This window comes from Cellulomonas edaphi (assembly GCF_030362815.1).
GTDB lineage: Bacteria > Actinomycetota > Actinomycetes > Actinomycetales > Cellulomonadaceae > Cellulomonas > Cellulomonas edaphi.
Window position 1 is genome coordinate 140517 of the sequence record NZ_JAUCGR010000003.1, and the last position, 15359, is coordinate 155875.

At 73.7% G+C, this 15359-nt stretch carries 12 protein-coding genes; 4 read left to right on the forward strand and 8 right to left on the reverse strand.

All coding sequences use genetic code 11. The features are described from left to right. Window position 1 precedes the first annotated feature (1 nt). A complete protein-coding gene (locus QRT05_RS12115; RefSeq protein ID WP_289447530.1) occupies window positions 2–2254 on the reverse strand; it encodes a putative bifunctional diguanylate cyclase/phosphodiesterase in 2253 nt (750 codons plus the stop codon). Beyond that, window positions 2251–4959, reverse strand: a complete 2709-nt coding sequence (locus tag QRT05_RS12120) for an FtsK/SpoIIIE family DNA translocase (protein WP_289447531.1) — start codon at window positions 4957–4959, stop codon at window positions 2251–2253. The genes QRT05_RS12115 and QRT05_RS12120 overlap by 4 nt, the downstream gene beginning before the upstream one ends. Before the next feature lie 131 nt (window positions 4960–5090). Here QRT05_RS12120 and QRT05_RS12125 point away from each other — a divergent pair, with 131 nt between their 5' ends. After that, entirely contained in the window at window positions 5091–6233 is a 1143-nt protein-coding gene (locus QRT05_RS12125) for a DNA glycosylase AlkZ-like family protein (protein WP_289447532.1), read from the forward strand. 2 nt (window positions 6234–6235) lie between these two features. Here QRT05_RS12125 and QRT05_RS12130 read toward each other — a convergent pair whose 3' ends face one another. Both QRT05_RS12130 and QRT05_RS12135 read right to left on the reverse strand, forming a co-directional pair. Then, complete coding sequence (locus tag QRT05_RS12130) at window positions 6236–6709, reverse strand: hypothetical protein (RefSeq protein WP_289447533.1); 474 nt, start codon at window positions 6707–6709, stop codon at window positions 6236–6238. 65 nt (window positions 6710–6774) lie between these two features. Next, the gene (locus QRT05_RS12135; RefSeq protein WP_289447534.1) at window positions 6775–7545 is read right to left on the reverse strand and encodes an MBL fold metallo-hydrolase; all 771 of its coding nucleotides are present in this window, start codon (window positions 7543–7545) and stop codon (window positions 6775–6777) included. 71 nt (window positions 7546–7616) lie between these two features. Between QRT05_RS12135 and QRT05_RS12140 the strand changes: the two genes are divergently transcribed. Further along, on the forward strand, window positions 7617–8582 hold the full coding sequence (locus tag QRT05_RS12140) for a GlxA family transcriptional regulator (protein WP_289447535.1): 966 nt from the start codon (window positions 7617–7619) through the stop codon (window positions 8580–8582). Between the two features lie 150 nt (window positions 8583–8732). After that, window positions 8733–9695 carry a DMT family transporter gene (locus QRT05_RS12145; protein ID WP_289447536.1) on the forward strand — a complete coding sequence of 321 codons (963 nt, stop codon included), beginning with the start codon at window positions 8733–8735 and terminating at the stop codon, window positions 9693–9695. A gap of 33 nt (window positions 9696–9728) precedes the next feature. Here QRT05_RS12145 and QRT05_RS12150 read toward each other — a convergent pair whose 3' ends face one another. The 4 genes from QRT05_RS12150 to QRT05_RS12165 all read right to left on the reverse strand — a co-directional run bounded on the left by QRT05_RS12150 (window position 9729) and on the right by QRT05_RS12165 (window position 13744). Further along, the gene (locus tag QRT05_RS12150; RefSeq protein ID WP_289447537.1) at window positions 9729–11414 is read right to left on the reverse strand and encodes a ribonuclease J; all 1686 of its coding nucleotides are present in this window, start codon (window positions 11412–11414) and stop codon (window positions 9729–9731) included. Window positions 11415–11428: 14 nt separating this feature from the next. Then, complete coding sequence (gene dapA, locus QRT05_RS12155) at window positions 11429–12346, reverse strand: 4-hydroxy-tetrahydrodipicolinate synthase (protein WP_289447538.1); 918 nt, start codon at window positions 12344–12346, stop codon at window positions 11429–11431. Window positions 12347–12416: 70 nt separating this feature from the next. After that, window positions 12417–12941: a dihydrofolate reductase gene (locus QRT05_RS12160; protein ID WP_289447539.1), complete on the reverse strand. Its 525-nt coding sequence runs from the start codon at window positions 12939–12941 to the stop codon at window positions 12417–12419. After that, window positions 12938–13744: a thymidylate synthase gene (locus QRT05_RS12165; RefSeq protein WP_289447540.1), complete on the reverse strand. Its 807-nt coding sequence runs from the start codon at window positions 13742–13744 to the stop codon at window positions 12938–12940. Before QRT05_RS12165 ends, QRT05_RS12160 begins: the two co-directional genes overlap by 4 nt. 140 nt (window positions 13745–13884) lie before the next feature. Between QRT05_RS12165 and QRT05_RS12170 the strand changes: the two genes are divergently transcribed. Beyond that, window positions 13885–15354: an NAD-dependent succinate-semialdehyde dehydrogenase gene (locus tag QRT05_RS12170; protein WP_289447541.1), complete on the forward strand. Its 1470-nt coding sequence runs from the start codon at window positions 13885–13887 to the stop codon at window positions 15352–15354. Window positions 15355–15359 lie beyond the last annotated feature (5 nt).

Consider the following 15359-nt stretch of genomic DNA (forward strand, 5'->3'; position numbering starts at 1 on the left):
CTCAGCCGGCCGTGCGCGGTCCGAGCACGCTCTCCACAGGCTGCGCGCTGCCGAACAGCCAGCCCTGCCCGTAGCGCCAGCCGTTGCGCTGCAGGAACTCGGCCTGCTCCGCGTGCTCGATGCCCTCGGCGATCGTCACCATGGCGAGCTCGCGCGCGAGCGAGCCGAGCGCGCGCGCGATCTTGCCCGCGGTCGGGTCGTCGGGGATGCCCGACGTGAACGACATGTCGAGCTTGACGCCGGCCACCGGCAGGTCGCGCAGGTAGGACAGCGGCGAGACGCCGGTCCCGAAGTCGTCGAGCAGCACCGGCACGCCCGACGCGGAGAGCTGGGTGAGCTCGTGCCGGATGCGCGTGCCGGACGCGACGAGGGACGTCTCCGTGAGCTCGACCACGATGCGTCCGGCCATCACCCGGTGCCGCGAGATCTCCGCGAGCAGCGTCGTGGCGAACTCCCCGTCGCCGAGCTGGTCGGCGGAGACGTTGACGGACACCCACTGGGTCTGGTCCGCCATCGCCGCGACCGCCTCGACGACGCGGCGGGCCACGAACTGGCCCAGCGCCACGGCCAGGCCCACCTCCTGCACCATCGCGAGGAACGCGTGCGGAAGCAGCAGGCCGCGATGGGGGTGCTGCCAGCGGATCAGCGCCTCGTACCCGACCACGCGGTGGTCGCCGAGGTCGACGATGGGCTGGTAGTACACCACCAGCTCGCCGGCCTCGAGCGCGGCCGCGAGCTCGCGGTGCAGGTCGGCGCCGCTCCCCCGGCTCATGCTGCTGTCGTAGACCTCGGTCCGACCGCGGCCGGCGGCCTTCGCGCGGTACAGCGCCGCGTCGGCCGCCGCGAGCATCGCCGGCGCGCCGCCCTCGACAGACTCGGGGTCCGCCAGGGCGATGCCGATGCTCGCGCCCACGCTCAGCCGCCGCCGAGACACGCGCACCGGCTCCTGCAGACCGGCGTGGATGGCCGCCGCGACCTCGAACACCGCCTTGGGGCCGTCCACGTCCTGCACGACGACCACGAACTCGTCGCCGCCCAGCCGTGCGACCGTGCCGCGCCGGGCGGTCGCCACGCGCAGCACGCTGGCGACGTGCACCAGCACCTCGTCGCCCGCGGCGTGCCCGTAGCGGTCGTTGATCTCCTTGAACCCGTCCAGGTCGCACGCGAGCACGGCGACGCGGTCGACGATCCCCGGCTGCTCGAGCACCGACTGCAGCACCTCCTGCAGGAGCGTGCGGTTGGCCAGCCCGGTCAGCGGGTCGTGCATCGCCCGGTGGGTGAGCATCTCCGCCTGCAGCCGGGACTCGGTGGAGTCGCGCACCTGCACGACGAAGTGGTCCGGCGAGCCGTTGGCGCTGCGCACCAGCGCGGCGTCCAGCACCACCCACACGAGGTGGCCGTCGGCGCGCTGGTAGCGCTTCTCGAGGGAGAACCGGTGCTGGCCGCCGCCCAGGAGCCGGTCCACCTCGAGCCGCTCGGAGGCGCGCGTCTCGGCCGTGCTGAGGTCCTCCATGGGGTAGCCCCGCAAGGCGTCCACGCTCGTGCCGAGCAGCTCGGCCAGGGCCGCGTTCGCCTCGACGATGCGCCAGTCGAGGTCGACGAGCGCCATGCCGATCGGGGCATTCTCCATGGCGACCCGGAACTGGGTCTCGCTGCGTGACAGGGCGGCCTCGACCTCGCGGCGCCCGGTCACGTCCACGAGCGTGGTCAGCACCGCGGCCGCGTCGCCGTCGCCGGCGGGGACCAGCTGGCTGGCCACCTGGACCATGCGCGCCTGCGCCTGCGCGCCGCCCGGCAGCGCGACGCCCACGAGCTCGGAGTGCACCGTGAAGCCCGTGTGCCCGAGCCCCGGGCGGTGGCCGAGCACCGCCGCCGGGTTCATCGCCAGGCCCAGCTCGTTGACGAGCACCACCGGAAGGTCGCCGAGCTGGAGCCCGACCGCCGCGGCGGCGTCCACGCCGAGGATGGTGGCCGCGCGCTCGGAGATGTCGAGGACCTTGCCCGACAGCGAGGAGACGAGCGCGCCCTCGCGGGTGACGGCCTGCAGCGCGTCGTACCGGTGCCGCAGCTCGCGCGAGAGCGCAAGCGCCTCGTTGGCCCGTCGGACCTCGCGACGCTGCCGCGCCATGAGCACGAGGACCGCGACGAGCGCGACGATCGCGATCGCGCCGATCACGCTGGAGACCGTGTTGACGGCTCCCGAGCCGCCCAGGATCGACGCGGGAGCCGCGTCGAGGGCGAGCCCGTGACTCACCGCCGGCCGCCGGACCATGGCCCGGCGTCGTCCCCCTCGTCGTCATCGAAGTAGTCGGTGGCGACCGGAGGATCGCCGGGCATCGCCCCGTCGGCGCTCGCGTACGGGTCCTCGGGCGGGGCACCGCGCAGCATCTCGAGCGTCCCGGGCAGGTCGTCCGGCTGGACGAGGACCTCGCGCGCCTTCGAGCCCTCGGACGGCCCGACGATCTCCCGCGACTCCAGGAGGTCCATGAGGCGACCGGCCTTGGCGAAGCCGACCCGCAGCTTGCGCTGGAGCATCGACGTGGAGCCGAACTGGGTGGTGACCACCAGCTCGGCGGCCTGCAGCAGCAGGTCGAGGTCGTCGCCGATGTCGTCGTCGACCTGCTTCTTCGCTGCCGCGACGGTCACGTCCTCGCGGTAGACCGGCTTGAGCTGCTTCTTGACGTGCTCGACCACCGAGTGGATCTCGGACTCCGCCACCCAGGCGCCCTGCGTGCGCATCGGCTTGGCCGCGCCCATGGGCAGGAACAGCGCGTCACCCTGGCCGATGAGCTTCTCCGCGCCCGGCTGGTCGAGCACCACGCGGGAGTCGGTCAGCGAGCTCGTCGCGAACGCCAGCCGCGAGGGCACGTTGGCCTTGATGAGACCGGTGACCACGTCCACGGACGGGCGCTGCGTCGCGAGCACCAGGTGGATGCCGGCCGCGCGGGCCAGCTGCGTGATGCGCTGGATCGATGCCTCGACGTCGCGCGGGGCGACCATCATGAGGTCCGCGAGCTCGTCGACCACCACGAGCAGGTATGGGTAGGTCGCGATCTTGCGCTCGGAGCCGGGCAGCGGCTTGACCTTGCCGGCACGCACCGCGGTGTTGAAGTCGTCGATGTGCTTGAACCCGAAGTTGGCGAGGTCGTCGTAGCGCGCCTCCATCTCGCGCACCACCCACTCGAGCGCCTCCGCGGCCTTCTTGGGGTTGGTGATGATGGGCGTGATGAGGTGCGGGATGCCCTCGTAGATCGTCAGCTCGACGCGCTTGGGGTCGACGAGCACCATGCGCACCTCGTCGGGCGTCGCGCGCATGAGGATCGAGACGATCATCGAGTTCACGAAGCTCGACTTGCCCGCGCCCGTCGCACCGGCGACCAGCAGGTGGGGCATCTTCGCGAGGTTGGCGGTGACGTAGCCGCCCTCGACGTCCTTGCCGACGCCGATGACCATGGGGTGCTCGCTGCGCTTGGCGGCGCTGGACCGCAGCACGTCACCGAGCGAGACGGTCTCGCGGTCCGTGTTGGGGATCTCGATGCCGATCGCCGACTTGCCGGGGATCGGCGACAGGATGCGCACGTCCGCGCTCGCGACCGCGTACGCGATGTTCTTGCTCAGGGCCGTGACGCGCTCGACCTTGGTGCCCTTGCCCAGCTCGACCTCGTAGCGCGTGACCGTCGGACCGCGCGTGAACCCGGTGACCTGGGCGTTGATCTCGAACTGCTCGAGCACCGACGTCAGCGACTCGACCACGCGGTCGTTCGCGGCCGAGCGCACCTTGTGCGGCGCACCCTTGGCGAGCGAGTCCTCGGACGGCAGCGTGTAGAGCACGTCCCCGCCCAGCATCGGCTGCTCGCCGCGCGGCACGGGCGTCGTGGCGGGCGCGGTGATCGCCCGGTCGACGACGGCCGTGCGATCGGCGGAGTCCAGCACGGCTGTCGGCACCGTGTCGGGCGCGGGCTCGACCTCGTCGGCGGCGTCCGGGACCACGACGGCGGCCCTCACGAACGCCTCGTCGCCCACGTACCCGTCGAGACGGTCCTCGTCGGCCTCGTCCACCTCCTGTGCCCGGTTGCGGCGGCTCAGCAGGCCGCGGCGGCGCTTGGGAGCGGGCTCCTCGTCCTCGTCGATCGCGGAGTGCAGCGCGTTGATGACCAGCGGCGCGTCGTCGTCCTCGTCGGCGGCGTCCTCCTGGGCGTCGTCGTGCCGACCGCCCGTGAGGCGGTGGTACCCGGCGCGCAGGCGCGGGACCACCTGGTGCACGGGCGTGGCGGTGACCACGAGCACGCCGAAGAACGCCAGCAGGAGCAGCAGGATGATGGCCACCGGTGCGGTGAGCAGGCTCGCGAGGGGCGTCCCGACGGCGAAGCCGACGATGCCGCCCGCCGATCGCAGGGCCGCGAAGTCGTCCGTCCCCGGCAGCCCGCGCGAGATCTGCACGATGCCGCACACGGCCAGGATGATCGCGGTCAGGCCGATCCCGATGCGGCTGTTGGCCTGGACCCGCTCCGGGTGCCGCATGAGGCGGATCGCCGTGGCCAGCAGCAGCACGGGCACGATGACCCCGACGACGCCGAACGTCCCCGCGACGACCGAGTGGATCGCGTCGCCCGCAGTCCCGGACAGGGCCCACCACTCGCGCGCGGCGACCACGACCGCGAGGCCGAGGAGCGTGAACGCGACGCCGTCGCGACGGTGTGCCGGGTCGAGGTCGCGCGCGCCGTGCCCCATGCGGCGCGCGGTCCCGCCGATCACGTGCGCGCACCCCATCCACGCGCCCCGCACCATGCGGACGGGCAGGGCGGACTGCCGCGTCGCGGGCGTGCGGGCCGGCGGCCGCGACGCGGCGGGCCGCGCGGACGTGCCCTTCGCGGTCGAGCGCGGGGCGGTCTTCGTGGTGGCGCGCGACGTCGTCGGCGCGCCGGGTCGGGCACCTGAGGAGGACGTACGAGTCGCCATGGTCCTCAAACTAGCCGGGCGCGCCCACCAGACCCGCGTGCCCCGGCGCGTGTCGCCTCCCGATCCGCCTCTCCTCCCTCCCATCGGCTCACGCATGCCGAGCGTCGGACCTTCGTGGCACGGTTGCGAGCATGGCGACGACGTCCCACGGCCTCCCGGTCGACCGCTCCCGGGTGCTGGCCTACCGCGTGCACGCGCAGGAGCTCGACCGCGCACCGCGAGCCGACCGCGCGGTCGACGACGCCGCCATCCTCGACCTGGGCGTGCAGGACACCGGCCCGGACGGCGCGCTGTGGGCCCTCGCGGTGCGCGGCGTCCCGGTGCGCGCCCACGCCTGGCCCGACGAGCTCGCGCTCGCCTGGACGCTGCGCGGGGCGCCGCACGCCTACCGGCGCCGGGACCTGCCGACCGTCGAGCGGGCGGTCCGGCCGTACTCCGACGCCGACGCCGCGCGGCGGGTCGTCAACGCGGCCCGGCCGCTCAAGGCGGAGGGCATCCCGGTCACGCGGGCGCTCGCCGAGACGGCTCGCACCATGCACCGCGTGGTCCGCGATCCCGTCTCGAAGGGCGCGCTGTCCACGCGCATGACCGCGGAGATGCCCGAGCCGTACGTGCGGTGGTGCGAGCCGTGCGGTGCGACCCACATGTACGAGCTCACCTTCCGCCTCGCCGCGCTGCACGCGGGCCTCGAGCTCGAGCCGTCGACGTCTCCCCCGGTGCTCCGCCCCATCCCGGGGTGGCCGGCGGACCACGTGGGCGACCTCGAGCCGTCGTCCGACGACGGCGCGTTCGACCTCGTGCGCGGGACTCTCCACCTGCTCGGGCCCCTCGACCACAAGCAGGTCGCGACGTTCCTCGACGCGCCGGTGCGCGAGGTCACGGCGCGGTGGCCCGACGACGCGGTGCCGGTGGACGTGGAGGGAGCTCCCCGGTGGTTCCTCGAACCGGATCTCGCCGCGCTCCGGGCGGCTGCCCCACCGGCCGGGCGTGGCGTCGTCCGGCTCCTCGGCCCCTACGACCTGTTCCTGCAGGGCCGGGACCGGGACGTGCTGGTCCCGGACGTCAGCCGGCACAAGGGGCTGTGGCCGACGCTCGGCCGACCGGGCGCCGTGCTCGCCGGGGGCGAGCTGGTGGGTACGTGGCGGCCGCGTGCCACGGGCGATCGCCTCGCGCTCGAGCTCGACGAGTGGGTCCCGTGGGACCGCGCGACGCGCGCGGCGGTCGAGGAGCAGCACGAGCGGCTCGCGGAGTTCCGCGGCGTCAGGCCGGCATGAGCTCAGTCGCCGAGGTGCACCGTCGCGAGCTGGACGGTCGAGGTGCCGAGAACGCCGTCGTCCATCCGGGCGGCCGAGGGGTCCACGTCGCGGATGGCCCTCATGCGCAGCACCCCGGGCCAGGCGCTGCACGCCATGGCCTCTCCCCGAGCGTCGGGCGGGCTGCCACCGCAGTCGGGCTCCAGCGTGCCGAACCCTCCCTGCGCGAGGGCCGGGGCGAGGGCCAGCAGGGCGGCCTCCGGGCTCGCCTCGACCCGCCAGCAGCGGTCGCCGTCCGAGGTGGGCCTCGTGCATGCGACGGGCGTGAAGGCCGGCGGGGGCCTGAGGGTGGCGATCCACGTCGCACCCCGGTCGATCGCGTGCTGGATGCGAGCCCGGTCCGCGCGCTCCCGCTCGTGAGCGCTCAGTCCGCAGGCCGCGACCCCGAGGACGACCGCGAGCGCGATCGCGCACGTGCCGACGATGCGCCAGGTCATGCCCCTCCATCGGCACGGGGGACCCGGCAGTTGACCGCGGGCACTGCCCGGCGCGTACGCACCCGTCAACGCGGCTGCAGCGCGGTAGGCACTCCGCGCTCGAGCACCGTGAGCCGCTCGCTGCGGCCCCCGGCCGCGAACCGCTCGACGACCGCCGACAGGGGCTCGACGAAGTGCGCCCAGTCCGTGTGGTGGACGGGGACGATCGTCGCCCCCGCCAGCAGGTCGGCGGCGGCGCTCGCGCGCGCGGCGTCGAGCGTGACGGGCTCGTCCCCGAACCGGCCGACGTTGGCACCGCCGACGAAGAGCACGGCGATCCCGATCGTCGGGAACCGCCTGGCCACGGCGTCGACCACGTCGAGCGAGGCGTTGTCTCCCGCCACGTAGACGGTGGGCAGGCCCGGTCCCTCCAGCACGAAGCCCGTGACGGATCCGCTCAGCGGCTCCGCACCCTGCGGACCGTGCCGGGCCGGGACGGCGGTCACGACGACCTCGTCCGCGAGCTCCGTCCGCTCCCACGGCGCCAGGCCGCGGACGCCGGGGACCCGCGCGGCGGCCTCCTGCGTGGAGAGCACCAGGGGGACGTCGGCGAGCAGCGCACGGCCGGACGTGTCGAGGTTGTCGGCGTGCTGGTCATGGGACAGAAGGACGACGTCGATCGGGCCGAGCTCGTCGGCCGAGACCGACGGACCCACGAGCTTGCGCAGGGTGATCCCGCCGGCGTACTCGCCGGGCTCGTCGAAGGTGGGGTCGGTCAGGAACGCGAGCCCGCCGTAGCTGAGCGCGAGCGTCGGCCCGCCGACGAGGGTGGCCGTGATCGGCTGGTTGCTGGTCATGTCACCACCGTGCCGCTCCCCGCCCCGCCCGCACCACTGGCCTGGAAGCCACTCATCGATAGGATCGGGCCATGCCCCCGGCCGCTGCGCACCAGGTTGCCGTCGTCGCCTTCGACGGCATCAGCGCGTTCCACCTCGCCATCCCGTCCGCGGTCTTCGGGCCGCAGCGCCGCAGCGCGCCCGCCCTCCCCTACCGCGTGACGGTCTGCGCGGAGCGGCCGGGCCAGCTCACGACGACCGGCGGCTTCGAGGTCCTCGTCGAGCACGGCCTGGAGGCGCTCGAGACCGCCGACACCGTGATCCTGCCGAGCGCAGACACCGACGTCGCGCCGTCCGCGGCCCTGCTCGCCGCGATCAGCTCCGCGCACCGTCGTGGCGCGCGCGTCGTGGGCCTGTGCCTCGGTTCCTTCCTCGTCGCGGCGTCCGGCATCGCCGACGGCCGAGAGGTCGCGACCCACTGGCACGCGGCCGACGAGCTCGCGGCGCGGTACCCGGCCGTCCGGGTCCGGTCGGACGTCCTGTGGTGCGACGACGGCGACCTCGTCACGTCCGCCGGCGTCGCCGCAGCGCTGGACTGCTGCCTGCACGTCCTGCGCGCCGACCACGGGGAGAACGTCGCGGCCGCGGTGGCGCGCTCGCTGGTGCTCGCGCCCCACCGCGACGGCTCGCAGGCCCAGTTCATCCCGACCCCCGTCGTCGCCGCACCCGGTCCCGACCCCTTCGAGCAGGCGATGGCGTGGGCGGCCGGTCACCTGGGCGAGCAGGTGGACCTCGACCGGTGGGCGGCGCGCGCCGCGATGTCCCGACGCACGTTCACGCGCCAGTTCCGCTCACGCACGGGGACCAGCCCCACCCGGTGGCTGCTCGAGCGCAGGCTGGCGCACGCCAGGGTGCTGCTGGAGACGACGGCCGACCCGGTCGAGTCCATCGCGCACGCGTGCGGGTACGCCACGGCCGCTGCCCTGCGCCAGCACTTCGCCGCACGCTACGGCACCTCACCGAGCCGCCATCGCGACACCTTCCGCACCGCCGCGTAGCGCAGACTCCCGCGCGCGGGCGGTGGGGATCCTGCCGTCGTGGGACGAGTTCCTGCCAGAGATGGTGCCGCGGCGGCGGCGGAGGCCGTCGTGTCGGTGGCCTGGACTAGCGTCGGGAACCGTGTTCGTCGAATGCTGCGGGGTGGCCCGATGAGTCATCGTGGATGGATCCTGCTGCTCGCGGTGGGCGTCGTGTGGGGCGTGCCGTACCTGCTCATCAAGGTCGCGGTCACCGACGTCAGCCCCGTGACGGTCGTCTTCGTCCGCACCGCGCTCGGCGCGCTCCTGCTGCTGCCGTTCGCGCTGCGGTCGGGCGGTCTGCGCGTGCTGCGGGGCCACTGGCCGGCCGTGCTGGGCTTCGCCGCGCTCGAGATCGTGGGTCCATGGATCCTGCTGTCGAACGCCGAGCAGACCCTCACGAGCTCGACGACGGGCCTGCTGGTGGCCACGGTCCCGATCGCGGCGGTGGTCATCGGGCGGTTCGTCGGCGACCGCCGTCCCGTCGCGGCCGTCCGGTGGGTGGGCCTTCTCGTCGGGCTCGGCGGGGTCGCCCTGCTGCTCGGTCCGGGCGCCGCGGCCGGCGACGCGTGGGCGGTCACCCAGGTGCTGCTCGCGGCCCTCGGGTACGCGACCGCCCCGATCATCGCGGACCGGTTCCTGCGCGACGTCCCCGCCATCCCGCTGACCGCGACGTGCCTGGCCGTCACCGCGCTCGTGTACACGCCGTTCCTCGTCGCGGAGGGCTCCCAGCCCTGGCCGCCCGTGGACGCGGTCCTCGCGCTCGCCGCGCTCGGTGCGGTCTGCACCGCACTGGCGTTCGTCCTGTTCTTCCGGCTCATCATCGAGGTGGGAGCGGCACGGTCGACGCTCGTCGCCTACCTCAACCCCGTCGTCGCCGTGACGCTGGGCGCCATCGTCCTGGACGAGCCGCTCACGTGGGCCATCGCCGCGGCGACCGCCATGATCCTGCTCGGCTCCGCGGCGGCCTCGCGCGGGGGACGCGCGGCGGACCGGGACGCGATCCCCGAGCCGCGCGAGCCGCAGCTCGACCGCCCCGGCACGGTCGACGCCGTGGCCGCGGACGACGGAGCGCCGGTGCCGCACGCCCCGTAGGACGCCGCACCGGCGCTCGCCGTCGGCTGGGGGCTACGCCTCCACGACCACCGGGATGATCATCGGGCGGCGACGCAGCCGGTTCGACACCCACCGGCCGACCACGCGCCGCATCACCTGCTGGAGCTGGTGCACGTCGGTCGCACCGGTGGCCGAGGCCTCCTCGAGCGCCCGGGTCAGGTCGGGGAGGATGTCCTCGAACACCGCGTCCTGCTCGGCGAAGCCGCGTGCGTGGATCTGCGGTCCCGCGAGCACCTTGCCGTCGGCCGAGCTCACCACCGCGAAGATCGAGATGAAGCCCTCGTCGCCCAGGATCCGGCGGTCCTTGAGCTCGACCTCGGTGATCTCACCGACGCTCGAGCCGTCGACGTACACGTACCCGCACGGCACGGCACCGACCACGGACGCCCGGCCGTCGACGAGGTCGACGACGACCCCGTCCTCGGCGAGCACCACGCGATCCGCCGGCACGCCGGTCTGCACGGCGAGCGCGGCGTTGGCCACGAGGTGGCGCACCTCCCCGTGCACGGGCATGACGTTGCGCGGCTTGAGGATGTTGTAGCAGTACAGGAGCTCGCCGGCCGAGGCGTGGCCGGACACGTGCACCTTGGCGTTGCCCGAGTGCACGACGCGCGCGCCGAGCCGCGTGAGGCCGTTGATGATCCGGAACACGGCGTTCTCGTTGCCCGGGATGAGCGAGGAGGCCAGGATCACCGTGTCGCCGAAGCCCACCGAGACGCGGTGGTCGTTGTTGGCCATCCGCGACAGCGCGGCCATCGGCTCGCCCTGCGAGCCCGTGCACATGAGCACGATCTCGTCGTCGGGCAGGTCGTCGATCTTCTTGATGTCGACCAGCACACCGTCCGGCACCTTGAGATAGCCCAGCTCCGACGCGATGGCCATGTTGCGCACCATCGAGCGTCCCACCAGCGCGACCCGCCGACCGTGCGCGTGCGCCGCGTCGAGCACCTGCTGCACACGGTGCACGTGCGAGGCGAACGAGGCCACGATGATGCGCTTGGTCGAGTCGGCGAAGACCGTGTCGAGCACCGGACCGATCCCCCGCTCCTGCGCCACGAACCCGGGCACCTCGGCGTTGGTCGAGTCGACCATGAACAGGTCGACGCCCTGCTCGCCGAGGCGGGCGAAGGCGCGCAGGTCGGTGATGCGGCCGTCCAACGGGAGCTGGTCCATCTTGAAGTCGCCGGTGTGCAGCACCGTGCCGGCGCCCGTGCGCACGGCGACCGCGAGCGCGTCCGGGATGGAGTGGTTGACCGCCACGAACTCGCACTCGAAGGCGCCGAGCTGCTCGACCTGCCCCTCCTTGACCACGAGGGTCAGCGGCTGGATGCGGTGCTCCTTGAGCTTGGCCTCGACGAACGCCAGCGTGAGCTGGGAGCCGACCAGCGGGATGTCGCGGCGCAGGCGCAGCAGGTACGGGACCGCACCGATGTGGTCCTCGTGGCCGTGCGTGAGCACGATCGCGTCGATGTCCGCCAGGCGGTCCTTGATGTACTCGAAGTCCGGCAGGATCAGGTCGACGCCGGGCTGGTGGTCCTCGGGGAACAGCACGCCGCAGTCGATGACGAGCAGGCGCCCGTCGTACTCGAGCACGGCCATGTTGCGCCCGACCTCACCGAGACCGCCGAGAGCGACGATGCGCAGGGCACCGTCGGCGAGCGGCGGCGGCGGGTTGAGCTCGGGATGGGGGTGACTCATGGATCTCCTGGGTGTCAGGCGAGAGCTGCGTCGAGCAGCCCTGCGGCGCGCAGACCTGCGCGGATGTCGTCGACGGCCTCGTCGGGCGCCGGCACGTAGGGAAGTCGGACGGTGCGGCCGGGCAGCAGGCCGAGCACCTCGAGGGCCGCCTTGGCGAAGACCGCCTGGAACCCGGCGCCGTTGATGGCCTCGATGGCGGGCGTCACGGAGCGGAACAGGCGCAGGGCCTCGGCGTGGTCGCCGGCGTCCCATGCGCGCACGAGGGCCGCGAACTGGTTGCCGACCACGTGGGACGCGACGCCGACGATGCCCGCACCGCCGTGCGCCAGGAACGGCAGCAGCAGCCCGTCGTCGCCGCAGTACCAGGCGAGCCCCGTGCGCTGCGCACCGCCGGACGCCGCGAAGACGTCGCCGGTGGCGTCCTTCATGGCGATCACGCGGTCGTGCGCGGCCAGGGCGTCGATCGTGGCCGGAGCCATCCGGACGCCGGCTCGGCCAGGGACGTCGTAGAGCATGACGGGCAGGTCGGTCGCGTCGGCCACGGCGGTGACGTGCGCGACGACGCCGGGCTGCGAGGGCCGGGAGTAGTACGGGCTCACGACGAGCAGCCCGTGCGCGCCGGCCTCGGCGGCCTGCTCCGCCATCCGGACCGCGTGCGCGGTGTCGTTGGACCCGGCGCCCGCGACCACGAAAGCCCGGTCGCCGACGGCCTCGACGACGGCGGCGACGATCTCGGCCTTCTCGGGCGCGTGCGTCGTGGGCGCCTCGCCGGTGGTGCCGTTGAGCACCAGGCCGTCGTGCCCGTTGGCGACGAGGTGGCGCGCGAGCGACACCGTCGCCTCGAGGTCGACCGCCCCGTCTGCCGTCATCGGCGTGACCATCGCGGTGAGGACGGCCCCGAACGGGCGGGAGGACGACGTGACTGCGGGCATGCGCACACGGTACCGCCGCGCAGGTCGCCGCGGGGATCCGCGACGAGCCGCGGACACCCCGCCCGGGCCGTCAGAGCCCGGCGTCGGCCTCGTGGCGCACGACCCTGCGCCAGGACTCGAACCGGTACGGCACGTCGTCGACCGACGAGCGCGACCACCCCTCGGCGGGCTCGCGCGACGCGAGCTCCCAGTCGTCGTCGAGCCGCGGCGCCCACGTGTCGCCGGCGACGTCGAGGCCCACCACGGTCACCTCGACCCGGTCGGCGAGCTCGAGCGCCTGGCCGTACACCGCTCCCCCGCCGATGACCCAGGCCTCCCGCAGGCCCACGACCACGAGCGCGTCGGCCAGCGAGCCGACCACCTGCGCTCCCGGCGCCTCGTACCCGGGGGTCCGGGTGAGCACGATGTTGTCCCGCCCCGGCAGCGGGCGGAACCTGTCGGGCAGGGACTCCCACGTGGCCCGGCCCATGATCACGGGATGACCGCTGGTCAGCGCACGGAAGTGTGCCGAGTCCTCCGGGACGCGCCACGGCAGGGCGTTGCCCACCCCGATCACGCCGTCCGGCGACTGCGCCCAGACGAGCGCCAGGCTCACACCGCCACCGGCGCCTTGATGGCGGGGTGGTGCTGGTAGCCGAGCACCTCGATGTCCTCGAAGGTGTACTCGAAGATCGACGGCGCCTTGCGCAGGCTCAGCGTCGGCGGCGCGAAGGCCGCACGGCTGAGCTGCTCGCGCACCTGCTCCACGTGGTTGTCGTAGATGTGGCAGTCGCCGCCGGTCCACACGAAGTCGCCGACCTCGAGGTCCAGCTGCTGGGCCACCATGTGGGTGAGCAGCGCGTAGGACGCGATGTTGAACGGCACCCCGAGGAACAGGTCCGCCGAGCGCTGGTACAGCTGGCACGAGAGCCTGCCGTCGGCCACGTAGAACTGGAAGAAGGCGTGGCACGGCGCCAGTGCCATCGACGGGATGTCCGCGACGTTCCACGCCGAGACGATGTGCCGGCGCGAGTCCGGGTCCCGGCGCAGGTTCGCCATGAGCTCACTGATCTGGTCGATGTGCCCGCCGTCCGGCGTGGGCCACGACCGCCACTGCACGCCGTACACCGGGCCGAGCTCGCCGCTCGCGTCGGCCCACTCGTCCCAGATCGAGACGCCGTGCTCGTGCAGCCAGCCCACGTTCGAGTCCCCGCGCAGGAACCACAGCAGCTCGTACGCGATCGACTTCAGGTGCACGCGCTTCGTGGTGACCAAGGGGAACCCGGCCGACAGGTCGAACCGCATCTGGTGCCCGAAGACGCTGCGCGTCCCGGTCCCGGTGCGGTCGGACTTGGGCGTCCCGGTCTCGAGCACGAGGCGCAGCAGGTCCTCGTAGGGCGTGGCAACCATGGGCGCCATCGTAGGACGGACCGACGACGTGATCGCGGACCCGCGCCCGGCACCCGGCCAGTCGCGGGCCGGTCGGTCGCAGGCCGGTCGGTCGCAGGCCGGTCGCCGGTCGGAGAGCGGGGTCGCAGGGCGGGGATCAGGATGGGGGCATGACCGTCGCGCTCCCGCCCACCGTCGCCGCCCACGTCCCCACCGGCCTGCTGATCGGGGGCGAGTGGCGCCCGGCCGCCTCGGGCGGGACCTTCGAGGTGCGCGACCCCGCCACCACCGACGTGCTGTTCGACGTCGCCGACGGCGCCGAGCCGGACGCGCTCGACGCGCTCACGGCCGCCGAGGAGGCGTTCGACGAGTGGCGCACCGTGGCCCCCCGCGAGCGCGCCGAGCTGCTGCGGGCCGTCTTCGAGGCCATCACGGCGCACGGCGAGGACATCGCCGCCGTGATCACCGCCGAGGGCGGCAAGCCGCTCGCCGAGTCGCGCGCCGAGGTCGCCTACGGCGCCGACTACGTGCGGTGGTTCTCCGAGCAGGCGGTCCGCTTCGACGGGCTCGCGCGTCGCGCACCGGCGGGCGGCAGCCACCAGCTGGTGCTCCGTCGGCCCGTGGGCCCGGCCCTGCTCATCGCACCGTGGAACTTCCCCCTGGCGATGATGGCCCGCAAGATCGCCCCCGCCCTCGCCGCCGGGTGCACCGCCGTCGTCAAGCCCGCGCAGCTGACGCCCCTGACGACGTCGTTCGTGGCCGAGCTGTTCCGCGAGCAGCTGGCCGCGCGCGGGCTGCCCACCGGGGTGCTCAACGTGGTCCCCTCGTCGTCGGCGCGGTCGATCTCCGGGCCGTTGCTCGCCGACCCGCGCCTGCGCAAGCTCTCGTTCACGGGCTCGACCGAGGTGGGTGCCGCCCTGCTGAAGGCGTCTGCCGACCAGATCCTGCGCACGTCCATGGAGCTGGGCGGCAACGCGCCGTTCCTCGTGTTCGAGGACGCGGACGTCGAGGCCGCCGTTCAGGGCGCCGTGGCGGCGAAGATGCGCAACTCCGGCCAGACGTGCGTGGCGGCCAACCGCTTCCTGGTGCACGAGTCCGTGGTGGCCGACTTCACCGCCGGCCTCACCGAGGCGTTCCGCGACCTCGTCGTGGGCCATGGCGCGGAGCCCGGTGTCACCGTGGGGCCGCTCATCGAGCCCTCGGCCGTCGACCGCGTGGAGCAGGTCGTGGACGAGGCGGTCGACGCCGGGGCGCGCGTCCTGGTGGGCGGCGACCGGCCTCGTCGGCCCGGCTACTTCTACTCGCCCACCGTGGTGGACCGCGTGGACCCCGGCACCCGGCTGGTGAGCGAGGAGATCTTCGGGCCCGTCGCACCCGTGACGACCTTCGCGGACGAGGACGAGGCGGTGACGATGGCGAACGGCACCCCGTTCGGGCTGGTCGCCTACGCGTACACGCGCGACGTCGGCCGCGTGATGCGCCTGGCGGAGCGGGTGGAGACCGGCATGCTGGGCGTCAACCGCGGCATGGTGTCGGACGCGAGCGCGCCCTTCGGCGGGGTCAAGGCCTCGGGACTGGGCCGCGAGGGCGGCGAGGCCGGCCTCGACGAGTACCTCGACCCGGTGTACGTCGCCCTGTGAGCGGC